Origin of the sequence: Streptomyces sp. N50, assembly GCF_033335955.1 — a bacterium.
GTDB lineage: Bacteria > Actinomycetota > Actinomycetes > Streptomycetales > Streptomycetaceae > Streptomyces.
Map to the genome: position 1 here is coordinate 907,527 of NZ_CP137550.1, position 18,995 is coordinate 926,521.

The window sequence follows — 18,995 nt, forward strand, 5'->3', positions numbered from 1 at the left end:
TCGCCGACCATCCCCCTCGGACGGTCGGCGAAGTGCCGTTGGGTCACGCCGACGGCACCGGCTCCGGCAGTGTGAGGCCGAACTTCCCTGCCGCCTCGGTCAGTTCACGCCACACCTTGGGCGCGACGGGGATGCCCTTCGCGCCACGGCTCTCGGCGACCGTCGCACTGCGCTCACCGGGGTAGAAGACGCCCTCGGCGCCGTCCGCCGGCGGCAGCTGCTTGAGGGTGGCCAGCGTTTCGTCGACGGCCGCGGTGAAGGCGGCCGGGTCGCCGAAGGCCGCCGGGTCGAGGGCGATGAGCAGGGCGTTCTGGCGGTGCTTGCGGCCCTGCGGGTCGTCCGAGTGGAACGCGGCGAAGATGGGCGCACCGACCAGCACGCTGGTGAGCAGTTCGAAGGCCAGGGACATGCCGGAACCCTTGGCGCCGCCCAACGGCAGGGGCATGACGGCCAGTTCGGGGTCGGTGGTCGGGGTGCCGTCCGCGGTGGCCGCCGCGCCCTCGGGCAGCGGGGTGCCGCTCGCCTTCGCCTGGCGGATCTTGCCGAGGGCGATGGTCGCGGTGGCCATGTCGAGGAGCAGCGGGGCGTGCGACTCCGCCGGTACGGCGATGGCGAGCGGGCTGGTCGCCACGGCGGCGCCCTTGACCCCGGTGTAGCCCATGTTGGGCATCCCGGAGACATAGCCGATGCCGACGAGTCCCTGCTCGGCGATCTTCGACACGTAGTAGCCGATGGCACCGGTGTGGACGGTACGGCGGACCCCGACGGCGGCGACTCCGCTGATCCGGGCCCGGGTGACCGCCTCGTCGGCGGCAGCGCTGAGGGCGACCGGGCCGGGGGCGCGGTCGGCGTCAAGAACGGCCGCTGCGGGGGCAGTCGACTCGATCCGGATCTCGGCGTCGGCGTTGGCCACACCCTTGGCCAGCAGCTCCAGGTAGGCGGGGACGCGGGCGATGCCGTGCGAGTCGACGCCTCGTAGCGCGGCCCACACGAACACGTCGGCGGTGGTGCGCGCCTGCTCGGCGTTCAGACCGCCCTTCTCCAGGAGCGCGGCGGAGAAGGTGCGCAGGTCGTCGGCGGCGACAAGTACCTTGCCCGGCTTGGGCGTTGCGGTGTCGGACATGGTGGCGGATGCCTTCCTGGTTCAGCGGGTGACGAGAACGTCGACGACGGCAGTGGTGCCCTCCGCCACGGCCTTGAGCGCACGCTCCAGCGCGGGCGTGAGGGCCTCGGGAGCGTCGACGGTCTCGGTGTGCATCCCGAACGGCTCGGCGAACGCGGCGAGTCGGGGCAGCCGGTGCAGATCGGTGCCGAGCCACTCACCGGTGTCGGCGGCGGCGCCCTCGGGGTAGAACCTGCGGTGGTTGAGGTTCATCGACTTGTAGACGCGGTTGTTGAACACCACGATCAGCAACGGGAGTTCGTAGGCGTTGGACGCGTCGTACGACGGGATGACCGGGTTGTAGGTGAAGGCGCCGTCGCCAATGGTGAGCACCACCGGCCGTTCCCGCGCGGCGAGTTTGACGCCGAGCGCGACCGCGATGCCCTGGCCGAGGCCGCCCTGGACGTAGAAGTACGAGTCGGGGTCGGCCGTTTGGACATGGCGCTTGACGACCCGACTGTGGGTGATGGTCTCGTCGACGACGATGCCGCCCTGGCCGTCCAGCAGCTTGCGCAGGGTCGCGGCGACGAGGACCGGGTCAACGCCTTCCGCCTGCGCGGCCTTTGCCTCGGCAGCGGCGATCGCGACCTGTTCGTCGGCGTGCCGTTGCTCCTGGGCCGCACGGCGTACGGCGACGGACGCCCCGTCGAGATCCTTCGCCCGCTTGGCCAGCTGACGCAGGGTGTTGGCGACGTTGCCTTCCAAGTACGTGTCGGCGAACAGGACTTGGTAGACGACGTGCGGGCGCTGCGGCACCTCGTCGATGACGACGATCGTCGCCTTGGAGGGGCGGCGCGACGGCGGGTAGAAGGGGGCGCGGCAGTTGACGAGGAGGATCAGGTCCGCCTCGTCCATCCACGGGCCGATGTCGCTGCCGGCATGCAGCGGGTGGGTGCGCGGGAAGTTGCCGCAGACCGCCGAGTCGGGCTCGACGACCGGGATGTCCCACGCCTCGGCGAACGCGACGAGCGCCTCGAAACCGCCCGCCTCACGGCCGGCCGTCTCCGTGACGATGACGGGGTTGGCCGCCTCGCGGATCAACTGGGCGACAGGATCGACCTCTTCGGGCGAACTGTGCGTCGAGCCGGGCTTCACGATCGGCTTGGCCTCACGCCCGTCCCAGTCCTCAAGGAGGATCTCCAGCGGGACGTTGAGGTACGCCGGACCGGCCGGGGCGCGCCAGGCCAGTTCCGCAGCCCGCGTCACCATCGTAGGAAGGGTGTGGACGCTGGCGGCCTCGTTGGACCACTTGGTGAAGGGCTGCGCGATCTGGTGCGGACCGCCGACGATGGACAGGTTGCGGTACCACTGGCCGCCGGGGTCCTGGCCGGGGCCGTCGCCGTACGTGGTCGACTCCGAGGAGCTGACCACCATCGGGACGCCCGCGAGCAGCGCCCCGTGCACGGCCATCGAACCCTGGAGCAGACCGGGGGCCGCGTGCAGCAGCACGCCCTGCGGCCGGCGCTCGATGAGGCCGTAGCCGGTGGCCATGCCGACGGCGACGGTCTCGTGGGTCAGGTCCAGGTACTGCGGGCAGGGCAGTCCGTCGCGGTGGCGGCGGGCCAGGGACTCCCAGACGGGGGCCCACTCGGAGCCCGACGAGCAGAAGATGTAGTCGGCGCCGACGGCGTTGAAGGCGGTGACGAGAGCGTCGCCGCCGTCGGCGCCGGGGGTGTTGGTGGTGTCGGTCATCTCTCGTGGTTCCTCAGCCCTCGATCGGCCAGTTCAGGACCTCGGAGATACCGCGGCCCATGATCCATTCAAGCTCCTCGGGCGTGAAGTCCCAGTGCTTGGTGAACTGCTCGATCGTGTCGGTGTACGTGATGCCGTGCCCGAGCAGCCGCGTGATGTCGGTGCCGTAGAAGCAGCGCTGCGGGCCCATCTTGTCGACCATCTCGCGCACGTACTTCTGGATGTTGTTGTTCGGGAACGGCTGCGTGGAGTAGCCCGGGAGCGCCGAGAGCTTCACGTAGATGTTCGGGTGGGCGGCGAGGTCGGCGGTCTCCGAGACCCAGTAGCCGATCGCGTCGTCGACGCAGCGGGCCATGATGCCCATGTGGTCGATGATGATCTTCAGCTCGGGGTGCTTGGCGGCGATCTCGCCCAACTCCCGCTTCCAGATGGGCGCGTGGACCATCGTCGGGACGCGCAGCTCCTCGGCGATCGGCCAGTACCAGTCGTTGGTCCCGTCGATCATCCAGTTGCGGTCCTGCGGCCGGTGGAAGGTCAGGCGCGTGCCCTTCACATGCGGGTTCTGCGCGAAGTCCGCCAGCATCGCCTTGCCCTCTTCGGGCTTGTTCTGCGGGATGCGCGCCATGATCCCGAAGCGGTCGGGGTGCGCCTCGCAGGCCTCCAGGGCGTAGTCGATGCGGTCGCCCTCCCAGGACGGCGGCAGGATCAGGGCCCGGTTCACGCCGGCCTCGTCCATGAGCTCCAGGGCCTCTTCGTAGGAGAAGGGGTCCTCGCGGTGTCCGTTGAGGCGGATGCGCTCCCGCGCGCCCGGGACCCAGGGGCGGTCCGGGGTCTCTTCCTTCCAGATGTGGATCTGCGTGTCGACAACGAACATGTCCTGAGCTCTTTCTCTCGAAGGTCTTACGAAGGTCTTGCGAAGGGGCCGGTGAGGTGGTTTACGGAAGGAACGCTAGGCGGGTCGCGAGGCCTTGCCGAGTCCCGGGAGCGCAAGCAGTAGTTGCGCGAAACACCGCTCCAAGCTGGGCATTCTCAGGTTGCGGACGGGGTGTCGAACACGGCGCCGACGATGTGCTCGGCGATCGCCATGGAGGCCGTCGCGGCGGGCGAGGGCGCGTTGCGTACGGCGGTGATCCGGCCGACCTGGTGGATGCGGAAGTCGTCCACGAGGGTGCCGTCGGGGTCCAGTGCCTGGGCGCGGACGCCCGCCCCGCCGCGTACGACGTCGGAGACGCCGACACCGGGGACGTACAGCTTCGCGTCCTTCATGAAGGCCTTCGCGGACAGTGAGCCGCGGTACTCCTTGATGCCGGTCCGCCAGTGCTGGGCGGCCATCTTCCAGGTGCCGGGGTACGCGGCGAGTCCGGCGAGGTCCTTCAGGGAGAAGCGGCCGAGCCTGTAGCCCTCCCTCGCGAGGGCCAGGACGGCGTTCGGGCCGACCTCGACGCTGCCGTCGACACGCGGGGTGAAGTGCACGCCGAGGAAGGGGTAACGGGGGTCCGGCACGGGGTAGATGAGCCCGCGCACCAGGTTAGTGCGCTCCGGCTTGAGGAGCATGTACTCGCCCCGGAACGGGATGATCCTCGGTTCCCTCTTGTCCTGGGCCAGCTTCGCCACGGCGTCCGAGTGGAGACCCGCGCAGAGGATCAACCGGTCGACGCGGACGCGCACTTGGCCCGAAGCGACCTCGATGCCACCGGGCACATTGGTGATGGACGTGACCGGGAAACCGAGCTTCACCTCGCCGCCGGACGCCTCGATGTCCTTGGCGAACTCCCGGGCGATCGCCGGGTAGTCGGTGATCGCGGTGCGCGGCGAGTGCAGCGCCGCGATACCGCCGGCGTGCGGCTCCAGTTCCTTGATCTCGGCCTGGGAGATCTTGCGGAGTTCGGGCACGTGGTTGTTCCTGGCCCGCTCGTAGAGGCTCTCCATCCGGCCCAACTCGTCCTCGCGTACGGCCACGACGAGCTTGCCGATCTCGTCGTACGGCAGCCCGCGGTCCTGGCAGTACTCGCGCAGGATCGATACGCCCCGTACGCACAGGTCGGCCTTGAGGCTGCCCGGCGCGTAGTAGATGCCGGCGTGGACGACCCCGGAGTTGTGGCCGGTCTGGTGGACGGCGACCTCGTGTTCCTTCTCCAGGACCACGACCCGGGTGCCGGGGCGGCGCAGGGCGATCTCGCGGGCGGTGGCCAGGCCCACGATGCCGGCGCCGACGATGCCGATCGTCTCGTCAGCCATCGGCATCCTCCTTTCTTTCGTGCCGAATCTCTGTCGTACCGACTTGATCAGGCGCCGAAGTGAATGGCTACGGTCTTGACGCGGGTGGAGAAGCGCAGGACCTCGTCGCCCTGCTCCTTGTAGCCCGTGCCGGAGTCGTGGAAGCCGCCGAACGGCAGGTGGACGTCCCAGCCGGGGGTGGTGGCGTTGACCGCGATCTGCCCGCACTCCGCGTCGTCCGCGAAGCGGTGGGCGGAGGCGAGGTCACGGGTGAACACGGCGGCGGCCAGGCCGAATTGGGAGTCGTTGACCGCGTTCACGGCCTGGTCGAAATCGTCCACCGCGCGCACGGCCAGGACCGGTCCAAAGACCTCCTCGCGCCAGATCGCCGTCTCGGCGGTGACGTCGGCGAGCACGGTCGGCTGGACGAAGCAGCCGTGTTCGTGGTCGCCCTCGGTGTCCGCGTGACCGCCGGTGAGGACGGTGGCGCCCTGTTCCACGGCCCCGGCGAGGTGGGCGAGGACGCTGTCGCGCTGCTTGGGGCTGGAGAGCGGGCACAGGGTGGTCGCGGGGTCGCTGCCCGGGCCGACCTTCAGCGCCTCGACCTCGGCCACCAGGAGGCGCGTGAACTCCTCGTACACCGGCCGCTCCACGACGACCCGGCTGGTGGCGGTGCAGCGCTGGCCGGCCTGCCCGAACGAAGCCGCTACGACGGTCCTCGCGGCGAACGGCAGGTCGGCGTCCTTGAGGATCACCGAGGCGTTCTTGCCGCCGAGTTCGCCCTGGAAGCGGACGTTGCGGTCGGCGAGGCGGCGGCGGATGCGGCCTCCGACCTCGTTGGAGCCGGTGAAGGTGATGCCGACGATGCGCGGATCGTCGAGAAGGGCTTCCTCGATCTCGGCGGTACGGCCGGTGACGACGTTCAGGACACCGGCCGGCAGGCCCGCGTCGTGCAGGGCACGGGCGAAGTGCAGGCCCGACAACGGTGTCTCGGTGGCCGGCTTGAACACGGCCGCGTTGCCGGTGGCGAGCAGCGGGGCGAGCTTGCGGGCCGGGGTGATCAGCGGGTCGTTCCAGGGGCTGATCACGAGGATCACGCCGATCGGCTCGCGCTGGGTGTGCACGCGCGTGTCGGGGCGGGCGTCGTGCAGGAGGGTGCCGTAGCCCTGGCGGGCCAGGCCCGCGTAGTAGTCGAGGAAGTCGGCGGCCTTGAGGGTCTCGCCGCGGGCCTCGGCGCCGGTCTTGCCGTTCTCGGCGGTGACGTCGGCGGCGATCTCGTCGACCCGCTCGCGGATCAGCCGGGCCGCCTCGGTGAAGACGCGGGCGCGCTCGAAGGGGCTGGTGCGCTTCCATACGGCGAAGCCGCGCTCGGCGTGGTCGTAGGCGCGGGTGACGTCCTTGGCGGCGAGGGCGGGGATGCGCGCGAGGGGGGTGCGGACGTCGGCGGGGTTCTGCACCTCGATCCACTCGCCGGTCGTCACCCACTCTCCACCGGAGAGGGTTTCCAGGCTTCGCATGAAGATCACTTCCTTCGTCCGCCGCGGTGCGGGTCCGCGGTCTGCACAGTCAGCGGCCACAGTGGGCCGGATGCGACAACACACCATGTGGGGGCGGTGCCACCAGTCCCGCGGAGGCAGGCATTGCTTGCGCCGTGCGCAGGTCGGCGGAGGGTTGTTCCGTGCTGGAATCGGCGGGCCGGACGGCAGCCGCGAGACGCCGCCGGGAATCCAGGAACCACCGAGGAGAGACACGACATGGCCTACGCCGTCATCGCCCACTACTTCTGCGAGCCCGCCGACGACGCCACGGTCCGCGCCGCGTTGCTGAAGGTGCGCGAGCTCACCCGTGCCGAGCCGGCGAACCTGGCGTACGAGGTGCACGCCGAGGCGGATGTGCCGGGCAGTTTCGTGCTGTACGAGCAGTACGCCGACCGGGCCGGTTTCGACGCGCACAAGGCGGCCGGGCACTTCGACGAGCTGATCGTGCGGACGATCTGGCCGCTGCTGACCGACCGCAAGGTGACGTTCGCCGAGGTGCTCTGAGCTTCCGAGTACCCCCGCCGGGAAGCGCGTCTCCCGCGCTTCCCGGCCCGTACGTCAGAACTCGTTGCCCCAGACGTACCGTGCGACCGTCTCCACCAACTCGATCTTCCGGCGCTGCTGTTCGGTGCTCAGCAGCGGCCGGCTCGCCACGTCTGCGAAGCCCCGGGACGGCGCTACGGCCCCGTCCTCCAGGTCCTTGAACTCCCCCACCGCGTCGAGCCTGGCCATCACCGTGTCGATGTCCTCCAGCTCGGGCACGGTCGCGTCGACGACACCCAGGCAGAAGTCACGGTCCTCTGGAAGGGCCTTGACCAGGGCGAGTTCGGCCGGGGTGCCCTGGTCGAAGGGGAGGATCCAGCGGTCGGCGGCGATCTCGGCGTAGAACTGCTCGGCGCGCGCCCAGTCGATCGCGGCGGGGACGACCGGGCCGGGAGCGAGACCGATCCGTACGCCCTCGGGGCGATCGTCCAGGCGTACCGCCAGGGCGTCCACAGCGAGCGCGTCCGCGAAGGACAGCGCGCCGGGGTCGGCCGGTTCGGTGGCCAACTGGCCCAGCAGGAGCGGGTTGTTGAGCTGGATCAGGCGGACGCCCTTGGACACCAGCAGCTGTATCTCGGCGAGGACGATCTCCGCCAGCGCCTCCCCCAACTCCCGTGCGGAGGAGGGGCCGTGGCCCGGCTGGAAGGTGGTGGCGGCGAGGTACGCGGGTGAGGGCAGCGAGGCCTTCGGGGCGATCACCGTCAGTTCGGTGAGCCGGGCCGTCCAGTCCGCGAGGAGCGGGCCGTTGGCCTTGGGGAGGGACTCCGCGACCCAGCGCGTGAGGCCGTCGGCGTCCGTCTCGTCCGTACGCCGGAAACCTGACACCCCGTCAAGGACCGCGCTGCGGAAGTCCTCCCGGGGGAAGTCGCCGTCGGTGACGACGGTGGAGCGCAGCTTGCGCTGGAAGACGATCGCGTCCTTGACCGCCTGGAGCTCCGCCTCCTTCAGGGCCTCGGGGTCGCCCGCCGCGCGGGCCGCCGTCAATTCGGTGGGGCGGACCAGGCTGCCGTGGTGGTCGATGCGGTAGTTGAACGTATCCGCCATGGGTCAGGCGTCCTTTCCGGACGAGGACGAGGACGACGAGTCCGAGGCCGGCTTGCCCGCGACACCCCAGGCGGCGAACTCCAGTTCGTAGCCGAGCGAGGCGAGGACCTCCTCGGCTATCTGCTGGTCCTCGTCGGCGGTGCCGCCCGCGATGCCGAGGCCGCCGATGATCTCGCCGTCCTTCTTGATGGTGAGGCTGCCCTCGGTGGCCATGATCGGCATGGCGGCGCCCGGGAGTTGGGACAGCTGGCCGAAGAAGACGGGCTGGCTCTCCTGCCACTTCTTCAGCATCTTGCCGGGGCGCTGCATGATGGCGGCCGTGTACGCCTTGGCGCGGGCGATGTCCGGGGTGAGCGGGCGGGCGCCGTCCGGGCGGCGGATGGCGATGGGGAACCCGCCCGCGTCCACGACGGCCACGCTGACCGCTTTCCCGATCGACTGGGCGCGCTTGTGGGCGGCGTCGATGATCTCCTCGGCGGCGTCCAGGGTGAGGCTGCTCATGCTGCTTCCTTCGGTGCGGTGAGGGTGCGGCGCAGGTGGGCGACGGCGGCGTTGTACTTCGCGGGCGTCTCCCAGTACATGGAGTGCGGGGCGTCCGGGACGATCTCCAGGTGCGAGCCGGGCAGCAGTTCGTGGGCGCGGGTCACCGTCTTCACGCTGAGCACCGCGTCCTTCTCGCCGGCGAGGAAGGCGACCTTCACGCCGGAGTCCCGGATGTCGTCCAGGGACGGGCCGTCGGTGTCGAGGTTGCGCAGGTCCTGCATCTTGGCGACGTTGAACGTGCCCATCTGCTGGAAGAGGAACGTGAGGTCGGCCCGTTCCTGCTGGAACCTCTTGGTCAACAGGCGGTCGATGACCGGCAGTTTGACGGCCTCGGCGCGGTCGGCGGCTGCGAGTTCCTTCAGCTCGGGGTGGCTGATGCCGCCCAGCGAGTGGCCGAGCACGACGGAGCCGACGCGCTCGGGGCGGAGCAGTCCGGCGCGGAGCGCGGCGACGGAGCCGATGGACTGGCCGACCAGCATGGCGTCGGTCAGGTCCTCCTGGTCCAGTACGGCGACGACGTCACCGGGGAAGTCCTGGCCGTCGAACTCGGGCATGGACGAGTCGGACTTGCCGAACCCGCGCAGGTCCACGGTGACGACCGTGAACTCCTGGCGCAGCGCGGCCACTTGCTGCCACCACGCGGCGTGGTGACCGCCGCTGCCGTGCACGAACAGGATCGCCGGACCGCTGCCGTGGCGCTCGTAGTAGATGGAGGTGCCGTCGGAGTCGGCGATGGGCATGGGGGTGAACTCCTGTACGCGCTGGGTTAGTTGGGGCGGCGGCCGTGGAAGACGAGCTCGATCATGGTGTGGTCGGGGTCGTGGATGTAGCAGAACTTCGACTGGTTCTCGGGGCGTTCGATCGGCCGGGTGTGCCGGATGCCCAGGTCCTTGAGGTGGGCGAGGAAGTCGTCCCAGTCGTCGACCTCGACGGCGAAGTGATAGGGCGCCATGCGCTCCATCTCCTCGACCGGGGTGAAGTGCAGGTCGAAGTTGCCCCGGGTCATCAGCACCACACGGGTGTTGGACTTGGGCATGATCCGCTTCATCCCGAAGACCTTCGTGTACCACTCGGCGGTGCGGTCGGGGTCGGTGGTGGGGAAGTTGACGTGGTGGATGTAGCGGGGTGCGCTGCTCATGACGGATTCCCTTCGCTGTGTACGGGGTTGGACAGGACGCCGATGCCGCTGATCTCGATGTCCACGGTGTCCCCGGGTTCGAGTTGGCAGGTGGACTCGGCACCCATCCACAGCACGTCCCCCGGGTGCATGGTGATGTGCTTGGTGAGTTCGACGATGTGGTCGAACGGGTCGAAGACCATGTCGCCGGTGGCGAACGAGGCGCGGACCTCCCCGTTCACACGGAGTGTCGTGGTCTGCGCGAGGGCATCGACGTCGGTCTCGATCCAGGGGCCCATCGGCTTGAACGTGTCGCTGTTCTTGCTGCGCCAGAAGGAACGGTCCTGGTGCTGCCAGGTGCGGGCGCTCACGTCATTGCCGATCGTCCACCCGAAGACCGACTTGCGGGCCTCGTCGTAGGTGGCGTGCTTCAGGGTGCGGCCGATCACGGCGACGAGTTCGGGCTCGGCCTCGAAGCGGCCCTCGACCTCGGCCGGCTTGACGATGGGTGAACGGTGGCCGGTGAGCGCGTTGTTGGCGCGGTAGCCGGCCTCGGGGCGGGTGGGCGTCTCGGCGCGGGCGTGCGCGATGTGGCGCGGGTAGTTCATGCCGACCGCGTAGAACACGGGCGGGACGACGACGGGCAGCCACTGGGCGTCGGCGACCGACACCGAGCCGATGACGGACGGATCGCCTTCCAGAGGGGACTCGGACAGCAGCTCGATGTCCTCCTCCCCCACGCGGCCCCAGACCGCCCGGCCGCCGACCGCAACGCGCGTGTACCTCATGGCGGTTCAGCCCGCCAGCAGGTGCGAGACGCGCTTGGTGATCAGGTACGCGTCGAGGGCCTCGGGGCCGCCCTCCCTGCCGTAGCCGCTCTCCTTCACGCCGCCGGACGGGGCCTCGGCGACGGAGCCGCCGCAGTGGTTGATGGAGAGGATGCCGGCCTCCAGCGCATCCGAGAGCTTCTCGGCGGTGGCGGCGGACTCGGTGAACCCGTAGGCGGCAAGGCCGTAGGGAAGGGAGTTGGCGATGGCCAGGGTCTCGTCCAGGTCGGTGAACGGGACGATCGGGGCGAGCGGGCCGAAGGGCTCCTCGTGCATCAGCCGCGCGTCCGCCGGTACGTCGGTGAGGACGGTCGGGGCGTAGAAGTAGCCGTCGCGCTCCAGGCGTTGACCACCGGTGAGCACCTTGGCGCCGCGTTCCACGGCGTCGGCGACCAGGGTCTCGATCGCGTGCAGCCGGCGTTCGTTGGCCAGCGGACCCATGGTGGTGTCGGCGTCGAGGCCGTCTCCTACGGTGACGTGCTGAGCGGCCTTCACGAACTCGGCGGTGAACTCCCGGGCGATGCTCGCGTGGACGAAGAAGCGGCTCGGGGAGGTGCACACCTGGCCGGCGTTGAAGAACTTCGCCTGGGCCGCCTTGCGGGCGGACTTCACGGGGTCGGCGTCCCCGCAGACGATGACCGGGGCGTGGCCGCCGAGTTCCATCAGGGTGGGCTTCATGACCTCGCCGGCCTGGGCGGCGAGGAGCTTGCCGACCGGGACCGAGCCGGTGAAGGCGACCAGCCGGATCCGCGGCGAAGGGATCAAGTGGGCGGAGACTTCCGCCGGTTCACCGAAGACGAGGTTGAGGACACCCGCGGGAAGTCCCGCGTCGGCGTAGCAGGCGACCAGCGCGGCGGCCGTGCCCGGTGTCTCCTCGGACGCCTTGATGACGATCGAGCAGCCCGCGGACAGAGCGGAGGAGAGCTTGCGGTTGGGGCCGCCGACCGGGAAGTTCCAGGGCACGAACGCGGCGACGGGGCCGACCGGTTCGCGGCGGACGGTGAGGACGGTGCCGGGTGCGGACGGGATGATCCGGCCGTAGGCACGGCGGGCGTCCTCGATGTGCCAGCGCAGGGTGTCGGCGGTGCGCAGGGCCTCGGTGGTGCCCTCGCGGAGCGGCTTGCCCTGCTCCTGGGCCATGATCCGGCCGATCTCGGGGGCGCGCTCGGTGATGAGGTCGGCGGCGGCGTGCAGGATCGCGGAGCGCTTGGCTATCGGGGTGTCGCGCCAGACGCGGAAGCCCTCGGTGGCCGCGTCGAGGGCGCGGTCGAGGTCCGCGGTGGTGGCGAGGGGTACGTCGCCGATCACCTTCTCGGTGGCCGGGTTCACGATCGGGGCGGTCCGTCCGGTGCCGCCCTGGCACCACTCGCCCGCGATGTACATGCGGACGGCGGGGTAGCCGTGGTCGGAGGTCATGAGTGGGTGCCCTCTCAGGCTGGGAGGAGAGTCAGGTGGCGGGGGCGTCCTGCTGGTCGCGGTTGGAGCGCAGCGCCCAGATGTGGTGCGGCGGGGTCGTCTCGTGGACGCGGGTCTCGTAGGTGTCGTCGACGCGGTCCATGTCCGCCGCGTACTCGACGCGGCCGCCGCACGGGGCGTGCAGGAAGCGGAAGACGTTCGAGCCGACGGTGTGGCGGCCGAGCTTGCGGGCCTCCCGCCAGCCGCGCTCGATCATGAAGTTGCCGCCCTCGATGACGTCGTCGAAGCCGGGGACCTCGTAGGCGATGTGGTTGACGCCGGCGCGGTCGGGGCGGTGGCACAGCAGCATGGTGTGCTGGTCGTCGTCGCCCGGTGCCTGCATGAAGACGCCCATCGGTTCGACGATGTCGGTGGGCCGGAAGCCGAGCCGGTCGGTGTAGAAGGCGACGGCCTCCTCACGCCCGGCCTTCACGATGTTCAGCGCGACATGGCACATGCGCAGCGGGAAGGCCCGGGTGAGCGGTTCCAGCGCGGTGTTCCAGCGGTCGACGCTGCCCGAGACGTTGGCGGGGCGCGGGGTGACGTCCGCGCTCTTCGGGCGGGCCAGGGTGAGCCCGACGCCGAAGCCGCTCTCGTCGACGGTGTGGTGGACGCCGTCGGCGCTCTCGTGGACCTTGCGGTCGCGGCCCAACTCGGCGACCAGCCTGGCCAGTTCATCCGGGGTGTCGACGCCCCACACGACCTCGCGGATCGTCGGCCCCGACTCCACCGGCGGCGGCAGCGGGGGGCCGGGCACGGTGTCCAGGTGGAGGGTCTGCCCGGTGAGGGTCTCGAGGACCGCGTGTTCCTCGGTCCGCTCCAGCAGGAACAGCCCGAAGTCGCCGAAGAAACGGACACATTCGTCTACGTCGTCGATCCCGTAGGTGACGGATTCGATTCTCTGGATTCCCATGGATGCCTCGTTTCGCGGGTCGCCCGGCGAGCCTAGATTTCGGGGCGTGAAGGCCTCAATGGTCCGGGCTCGTCTGAATTCGCAATCGTTTCTTGCGGCTACGACTCGATGGCCGGAATGGGGTTCTGCGAGAACCATTCGGCGAGGAAGTCCAGGAACACGCTGACCTTGCGCGGGGTGGCCTGCCCTGGGCCGTAGATCGCGAACAGGGGGCGGTCGGGGACCGCCAGCTCGGGGAGCAGGACCTGGAGGGCGCCGGTCATCAGGTCGTCGTAGGCCGGGCGCTGGGGCAGCAGGGCGATGCCGCGGCCGTGGACGGCGGCCTTCTGGAGGGCGATGTAGGAGTTGGACGAGAAGGCGATGTTGCGGATCTTGTGCAGGGTCGAGGCGTGGCCGTGGCCGATGCGCCAGACCGGGTCGTTGACGTGGACGAGGCAGTCGTGGTGGGCGAGGCCGTTGGGTTCGGTGAGCGGGCCGCCGCGCTCCAGGTACGTCTGGGAGGCGCAGAGCACGAAGGGCAGCGAGGCGATCTTCTTGAGGCGGACGCTGGAGTCGCGCAGGTCGCGGGTGTGGAAGGCGACGTCGAAGCCGCTGTCCAGGAAGTCGTACGTACGGTCCGACATGCCGCCGAGCTCGAAGCGGACGTGGATCTTGGGGTGGGCGGCGGAGAAGGCGGCGATCGCGTCGCCGAGGTCCAGGCTGCCTATCCACTTCGGGCAGATGATGCTCAGGGTGCCCTCGGCGCGGTCGTGCAGGTGCGAGATGACGGCGTCCTCGGCCTCGATCTCGTCGAGGATGCGGGCCGCGAACTCGGCGTACTTCAGCCCCGGTTCGGTGAGGCTGACCGAGCGGGCGGTGCGGTTGACCAGGCGGACGCCCACCTGCCGCTCCAGCTCGGCGACGTGTCGCGACACGAGCGAGCCCGACGAGCCCAGCTTCTTCGCCGCGCCGCTGAAGCTCCCGGCCTGCGCGACGGTGACGAAGCTGTGCATGAGGAGCAGTCGATCCATGATTCCTCCGGAGGCCCACGGGTGCCAGGGGTGGGCCCCGGCGGCGGTGCCGGTCGTGCTGATGGGTCCGACCCCGGCCGGGATGTCCTGGTGGCGGCTCCACTTGGACATTCCGGCGATGTGACGGACAGGCGGCTCGGACAACAATGAGACGGGTGCCGCTCCCGGCACCGGACTCCGTTTACTTCGGGCAGTACTGGGGGCCTTGCTCAGGTTGTCCTTGGTCACCAACAAAAGAGGAATGTTGGCAATTTTGTCAACCTTTTTCTTGGCCAACAGACCGACCGCGTTCCTCACCGCGGTCTGTCCTATCGCCATGGCCGAGTTGGCCACGGTGGCGGAGAGCCGTCCGTCCTCGACGGCGGCCAGGCCCTCGTCCGTGCCGTTGACGGTGACGATCTTGACGTCCTTCTTGCCGGCCGCGTCGAACGCCTTGCGGGCGGCGAGCGCCATGTCCTCGGAGGCGACGAACGCGTACTGAAGGTTCGGGTGGGCCTGGATCATGTTCTCGGCCACGTCCTGCGCCTTCACCGGGTTGAACATGCCCGGCTGGTTCGCGACCACCTTCGCGGTGCTGGGCAGCGCCTTGGTGAAGCCGCTCACCAGCAGGTCGGAGGCGGCGCCGGGCGCACCCGCGATGACGCCGACCTCGACGCTCCTGCCGCCCGCGTCCGTCGCGACCCAGCCGGCGTCCAGGGCGCCGACCTCGGGGAGGTCGACGACGGCCGCGCCGAGGATGTCGTTCACGTCGCTGGTGGCCACGGAGGTCAGATAGATCGGGATGTTCGCGGCCTTCGCCTTGGCGATGTCGCCCTTCAGCGCGTCCACGTTGACCGTCTGCACGATGAGCGCGCTGACACTGCGCGAGGTCATGTCCTCGATGTTGGACAGCTCGGTGGTGGAATTCTGGTGCGAGTTGGCGGTGAAGACCTTCGCGTTCTGCGTCTTGGCCGTCTGCTCGACCGCTTTCTGGAGACAGCTGTGGAACTCGGTGTCACCGCCGTTCACAAAACCGAGGGTGACATCGCCGGAACTCCCGCTGTCGTCGCTCGTGCCGCAACCGCTCAGTACGAGAGTGGTGCCGGCGAACGCGGCGAGCATGGATCTGCGGGAACGGAGCGACATTCTCATGGTGAACCGCCATTCAAGGAAGAAGTGGGCAACGCCGGTCAGTGACGTGCGGAACGTGCCTTGTGCATCTCGTTGGCGATGGCCGCGACGAGCAGCACCGCGCCGACGGAGACCGACTGGTAGTTGCTGGAGACCTGGAGCAGGTTCAGCGCGTTGGCGACCACCCCGAGGAGGACCACGCCGAGCGCGGTGCCGACGACCGTGCCGTAGCCGCCGGCCAGGGCGGTGCCGCCGATGACCACCGCGGCGACGGCCTGGAGCTGGAGCGGGAGTCCGCCGGTGCCGGGGCTGCTGCCGCTGAGCCGGGACAGCAGCATCAGGCCCGCGAGGCCGGACAGGGCGCCGGTGAGGGCGTAGAGCGAGAGCTTGCGGGACGTGACGTCGATGCCGCTGAGCCGGGCGACGTGCTCGTTGCCGCCGATGGCGAAGGCGTCGCGGCCGAACACGGTGAACCGCATGACCAGGGCGGTCGCCACCAGCACGAGGACCGCGACGACCAGCAGGTACGGCACCCCGAGGATCTTGTTGTTGCCGAGGGCGAACATCTTGGTGCCGATCGAGACGCTGAGGCTGTCGAGGACGAGCAGGGCGACGCCGTCGAGCAAGGTCGCCGTCGCCAGGGTCGCGACGAAGGGGGCCACGTTCGTGAACGTCACGACCACCCCGTTGACCAGTCCGATCAGCGTGGCCAGCACCAGCGAGACGACGACGGTGAACGCGGTGGAGTGGCCGTGGGCCAGCAACTGCGCCCCGACCGCGGTCGTCACGGCGACGTTGCTGCCCATCGAGAAGTCCATGCCGCCCGCGGTCATCAGCAGCGTGAGTCCGGCCGCGATCACGGCGACAACGCTGACCTGACGCAGGATGTTGATCACGTTCGTGTCGGTCGCGAACGAGTCGGTGCGCATCGAGGTCGCCACGATCACGACGATCAGGACGGCGATCAGCCCGGTGTGCGGGGCCCCGCGCAACGCGGCCAACGAGAGGCGGGGACGGGCTCTCCCGGGTGGGTCGTCGACGCCGGGGGCGTCGGGAAGTGTCTTGACGCTCACTGCGGTTGACCTCCGAGGGCGGTGGCGACGAGTTCGTCGTGGGTGATGGCGTCGATGTCGTGCTCGGCGACCGTCCGGCCGGCGCTGACGACGACGACCCGGTCGGCGAGGCGCATGACCTCCTCGGCAGAAGAGGAGGCGAGGAGTACGGCGACCCCCCGCGAGGCGAGGTCGTCGACGAGGGCGTGGATGTCGGCCATGGCGGCGATGTCGACCCCGTTGGTGGGGTCCTCCAGGAAGCAGGCGACCGGCTCGGTCTGCAGCCACTTGGCGAGCAGCACCTTCTGCTGGTTGCCCCCGGACAGCGCGCCCACCGGCGGGTTCCCGGCGAGCGCGACGACACCGTAGCTACGGCGCAACGGGGCGGCGCGGCGGGCGAGTTGGGCGCGGCGGTGCGTGCGGCGGCGGGCGAGGCGGTCGCCGGCCAGCATCAGGTTCTCGTCCAGGGACAGCTCCGGGACCAGGCCGAGGGCGCGGCGGTCGCCGGTGACGCAGCGCAGGCCGCTGGCGAGGGAGGCGTGAACTCGCCCGAAGGGCACCGGAGTTCCGTCCACGGCGAGGCGGCCGGTGTCGGGGCGGCGGCGCCCGGCGAGCAGGTCGAAGAGGCGCGACTGCGCGTCCCCGGCCGGTCCCAGCACGGCGACGATCTCGCCCTTGTGCACCTCGACCGTGAAGTCCCGTACGGCTCGTCCGTCGGTGAGACCGTGAACGGTGAGCCCGATCTCGTCCTTGGGGGCGGGCCGCCCGGACCGCTGCGACACGACGTCCCTGCCGACCATGCTCCGCACCAGACCGGCGGCGTCGAACTCGGCGGCCGGGGCGCTGCGGACGACCGCTCCGTCCCGCAGCACCGTGACCCGGTCGGCGACGGTCAGCACTTCGTCGATGTAGTGCGAGATGTAGACGACGGCGACGCCCTCGTCGCGCAGGGTGCGGACCAACTTCCTTATCTGCTGGGCCGCTTCGGCGCTCAGACAGGCGGTCGGTTCGTCGAGGATGAGGATGCGGCCGCCGCGGCGGACCTCGCGGGCCACCTCGACCATGGTCTGCTCGGCGACGGTGAGCGAGCCGGCGGTCCGTGTCACGTCGATGTCGATGCCGAGGGCCTCAAGCGCCTTGCGGGCCTCGGAGTCGACCGCCCTCCAGCGCACGGCACCGCCGCGCGTCGGCAGGTCGCCCAGCAGCACGTTCTCGGCGACGGTGAGCCCCATCGCCAGCTCCCGGCGCTGGGGCACCGACGCGATACCGAGCCGGCGGGCCTTGCGGACCGTAAGTCCGTGCTGCGCCTGCCCGTTGACCTCGACGGTGCCGGCGTCGGGCAGGTGGACCCCCGAAAGGACCTGCACCAGCGTGGACTTGCCGGCTCCGTTCATCCCCATCAGCGCGTGGACCTCGCCCGGGTACAGGTCGAGGTCCACGCCCTTGAGCGCGGCCGCGCCACCGAAGCTCTTGGTGACTCCCCGGACGCGAAGTACCGCTTCTCCCCCGGAGTTGTCACGGTCGTGGCTCGGTACCGTCGGCGCCGTCAGAGCTCTCCGGAGCGACACGGCCGTAGCCGCGGATGTCCGGGAACGGGGGCTCCTTGTCGGCCTGGAGGTCCACCTGGAAGGTGTTGAGGCACATGCCGAGCATGGTGAAGTTGCCGAGCGCGCCGATGGTGTCGACCAGGCCCTTGGAGCCGAAGTGCTCCAGCGCGGCGGCGAAGGTCTCGTCGGTGACGAAGTGCTCGTCGAGGATCTCGCGGCAGAACCGGTAGAAGGCCTGGTCGGCCTCGTTGTCGAAGACGGCCTCGCGCTTCTCGGCGATCGCCTTGACGGCGGCCTCCGGGATGCCGGCCTCGATCGCCTGGTGCACATGGGCGTTCCAGGAGTACTGCGCGTCCCAGTTGCGGGCGGCCATCAGCAGCGTGAGTTCGCTCAGGTGCTTGGGGAGGCTGGAGTCGAACCGGGCGAAGGCGCCGAGGGATTCGGCCCGTTCGCACATCTCCGGGCTGTGCAGCCAGACCCGGAAGGGACCGCGGACGGCACCGCGCCGGCCGGCGATGCGGGCGGCCAGTTCCTGCTGGCGCGGGTCCATTTCCTCTTCGGTGAGAACGGGGAGCCTCATGGGCCGATACCTGCCTTTTCTTTCCGGCGCGTTACGTGCACGGTTCGTGAATCCGTGCGATGCGTGCCGACGGTACAGCCGGGTCCGGGAAGCTCACCCCTCTGGAAACGCAAGGTAAAGCTGCACGCCAGAGGGCACCCATTCCCGCGCGCGAGGCCTAACGTCGTTCGACGCAGAAGCATGTAAGCGGAAAGGAAATCCGGATGACCACGATCATCAAGGTCGCGTCCGTGCCCGTGCTGGACCGGGGCGGTGCCGTCGTCACGACACCTCTCGTCACGACGCCGTCGGCGGGCGGGGAGAACCGGATCACCAGTGGGATGAGCGTGTATCCGGTCGGCTCCGGGGCGCCGTTGCACTCGCACAACTGCGACGAGCACGTGACCATCCTGGAGGGCCGCGCGGAGGTCGTGGTCGACGGCGAGGTGACGAAGCTGGAGCAGTACGACACGACGTACGTCCCCTCGCCGATCCCCCACCTGTTCCGGAACATCGGCGACACCCCGCTGCGCATCCTGTGGGTGTACTCGTCGGGGTACGTCACGCGGACGTTCGCCGAGACGGGGAAGACGGTGGAACACCTGTCGGCGGAGGACCAGATGGGCAAGGACTGAGGCACACCCTCGTCAACCGGCCCGCGCCTGC

General features: G+C 69.8%; 18 protein-coding genes and 1 pseudogene. 2 read left to right on the forward strand and 17 right to left on the reverse strand.

The window, feature by feature from the left end; translation table 11 throughout:
• Positions 1-43: 43 nt before the first annotated feature.
• The 5 genes from R2B38_RS48715 to R2B38_RS48735 form a co-directional block, all read right to left on the reverse strand.
• The gene (locus R2B38_RS48715; RefSeq protein ID WP_318022629.1) at positions 44-1,123 is read right to left on the reverse strand and encodes an Ldh family oxidoreductase; all 1,080 of its coding nucleotides are present in this window, start codon (positions 1,121-1,123) and stop codon (positions 44-46) included.
• A gap of 21 nt (positions 1,124-1,144) precedes the next feature.
• Positions 1,145-2,854 carry a thiamine pyrophosphate-dependent enzyme gene (locus tag R2B38_RS48720; RefSeq protein ID WP_318022630.1) on the reverse strand — a complete coding sequence of 570 codons (1,710 nt, stop codon included), beginning with the start codon at positions 2,852-2,854 and terminating at the stop codon, positions 1,145-1,147.
• A 13-nt stretch (positions 2,855-2,867) separates the two neighbouring features.
• The gene (locus tag R2B38_RS48725; RefSeq protein WP_033282910.1) at positions 2,868-3,728 is read right to left on the reverse strand and encodes an amidohydrolase family protein; all 861 of its coding nucleotides are present in this window, start codon (positions 3,726-3,728) and stop codon (positions 2,868-2,870) included.
• 155 nt (positions 3,729-3,883) lie between these two features.
• Positions 3,884-5,092 (reverse strand): L-2-hydroxyglutarate oxidase, encoded by a 1,209-nt coding sequence (lhgO, locus tag R2B38_RS48730; RefSeq protein ID WP_318022631.1) that lies wholly within the window; start codon positions 5,090-5,092, stop codon positions 3,884-3,886.
• 47 nt (positions 5,093-5,139) lie between these two features.
• A complete protein-coding gene (locus R2B38_RS48735) occupies positions 5,140-6,588 on the reverse strand; it encodes an aldehyde dehydrogenase family protein (RefSeq protein ID WP_318022632.1) in 1,449 nt (482 codons plus the stop codon).
• A 237-nt stretch (positions 6,589-6,825) separates the two neighbouring features.
• On the opposite strand from R2B38_RS48735, the gene R2B38_RS48740 reads away from it, so the two are divergent.
• Complete coding sequence (locus R2B38_RS48740; RefSeq protein WP_318022633.1) at positions 6,826-7,113, forward strand: putative quinol monooxygenase; 288 nt, start codon at positions 6,826-6,828, stop codon at positions 7,111-7,113.
• A gap of 54 nt (positions 7,114-7,167) precedes the next feature.
• Here R2B38_RS48740 and R2B38_RS48745 read toward each other — a convergent pair whose 3' ends face one another.
• The 12 genes and pseudogenes from R2B38_RS48745 to R2B38_RS48800 form a co-directional block, all read right to left on the reverse strand.
• Positions 7,168-8,196 (reverse strand): methionine synthase II (cobalamin-independent)-like protein, encoded by a 1,029-nt coding sequence (locus R2B38_RS48745; protein WP_318022634.1) that lies wholly within the window; start codon positions 8,194-8,196, stop codon positions 7,168-7,170.
• Positions 8,197-8,199: 3 nt separating this feature from the next.
• The gene (locus tag R2B38_RS48750; RefSeq protein ID WP_318022635.1) at positions 8,200-8,697 is read right to left on the reverse strand and encodes a GlcG/HbpS family heme-binding protein; all 498 of its coding nucleotides are present in this window, start codon (positions 8,695-8,697) and stop codon (positions 8,200-8,202) included.
• Complete coding sequence (locus tag R2B38_RS48755; RefSeq protein ID WP_318022636.1) at positions 8,694-9,479, reverse strand: alpha/beta hydrolase; 786 nt, start codon at positions 9,477-9,479, stop codon at positions 8,694-8,696. Before R2B38_RS48755 ends, R2B38_RS48750 begins: the two co-directional genes overlap by 4 nt.
• 26 nt (positions 9,480-9,505) lie before the next feature.
• Positions 9,506-9,877 (reverse strand): VOC family protein, encoded by a 372-nt coding sequence (locus tag R2B38_RS48760; RefSeq protein ID WP_019069936.1) that lies wholly within the window; start codon positions 9,875-9,877, stop codon positions 9,506-9,508.
• Positions 9,874-10,644: a fumarylacetoacetate hydrolase family protein gene (locus R2B38_RS48765; protein ID WP_318022637.1), complete on the reverse strand. Its 771-nt coding sequence runs from the start codon at positions 10,642-10,644 to the stop codon at positions 9,874-9,876. Before R2B38_RS48765 ends, R2B38_RS48760 begins: the two co-directional genes overlap by 4 nt.
• A gap of 6 nt (positions 10,645-10,650) precedes the next feature.
• The gene (locus R2B38_RS48770; RefSeq protein WP_318022638.1) at positions 10,651-12,099 is read right to left on the reverse strand and encodes an NAD-dependent succinate-semialdehyde dehydrogenase; all 1,449 of its coding nucleotides are present in this window, start codon (positions 12,097-12,099) and stop codon (positions 10,651-10,653) included.
• A 31-nt stretch (positions 12,100-12,130) separates the two neighbouring features.
• On the reverse strand, positions 12,131-13,051 hold the full coding sequence (locus tag R2B38_RS48775; RefSeq protein ID WP_318022639.1) for a VOC family protein: 921 nt from the start codon (positions 13,049-13,051) through the stop codon (positions 12,131-12,133).
• Between the two features lie 98 nt (positions 13,052-13,149).
• On the reverse strand, positions 13,150-14,061 hold the full coding sequence (locus R2B38_RS48780) for a LysR family transcriptional regulator (protein ID WP_318023091.1): 912 nt from the start codon (positions 14,059-14,061) through the stop codon (positions 13,150-13,152).
• 321 nt (positions 14,062-14,382) lie between these two features.
• Positions 14,383-15,192 (reverse strand): annotated as a pseudogene (locus tag R2B38_RS48785) (sugar ABC transporter substrate-binding protein); the annotation flags it as partial.
• Positions 15,193-15,230: 38 nt separating this feature from the next.
• Entirely contained in the window at positions 15,231-16,244 is a 1,014-nt protein-coding gene (locus R2B38_RS48790) for an ABC transporter permease (RefSeq protein WP_318022640.1), read from the reverse strand.
• A complete protein-coding gene (locus tag R2B38_RS48795; protein WP_318022641.1) occupies positions 16,241-17,791 on the reverse strand; it encodes a sugar ABC transporter ATP-binding protein in 1,551 nt (516 codons plus the stop codon). Before R2B38_RS48795 ends, R2B38_RS48790 begins: the two co-directional genes overlap by 4 nt.
• Positions 17,739-18,350, reverse strand: a complete 612-nt coding sequence (locus tag R2B38_RS48800; RefSeq protein WP_318022642.1) for a carboxymuconolactone decarboxylase family protein — start codon at positions 18,348-18,350, stop codon at positions 17,739-17,741. The genes R2B38_RS48795 and R2B38_RS48800 overlap by 53 nt, the downstream gene beginning before the upstream one ends.
• Before the next feature lie 203 nt (positions 18,351-18,553).
• Here R2B38_RS48800 and R2B38_RS48805 point away from each other — a divergent pair, with 203 nt between their 5' ends.
• Positions 18,554-18,964: a cupin domain-containing protein gene (locus R2B38_RS48805; protein ID WP_318022643.1), complete on the forward strand. Its 411-nt coding sequence runs from the start codon at positions 18,554-18,556 to the stop codon at positions 18,962-18,964.
• The last annotated feature ends 31 nt before the right edge of the window (positions 18,965-18,995 follow it).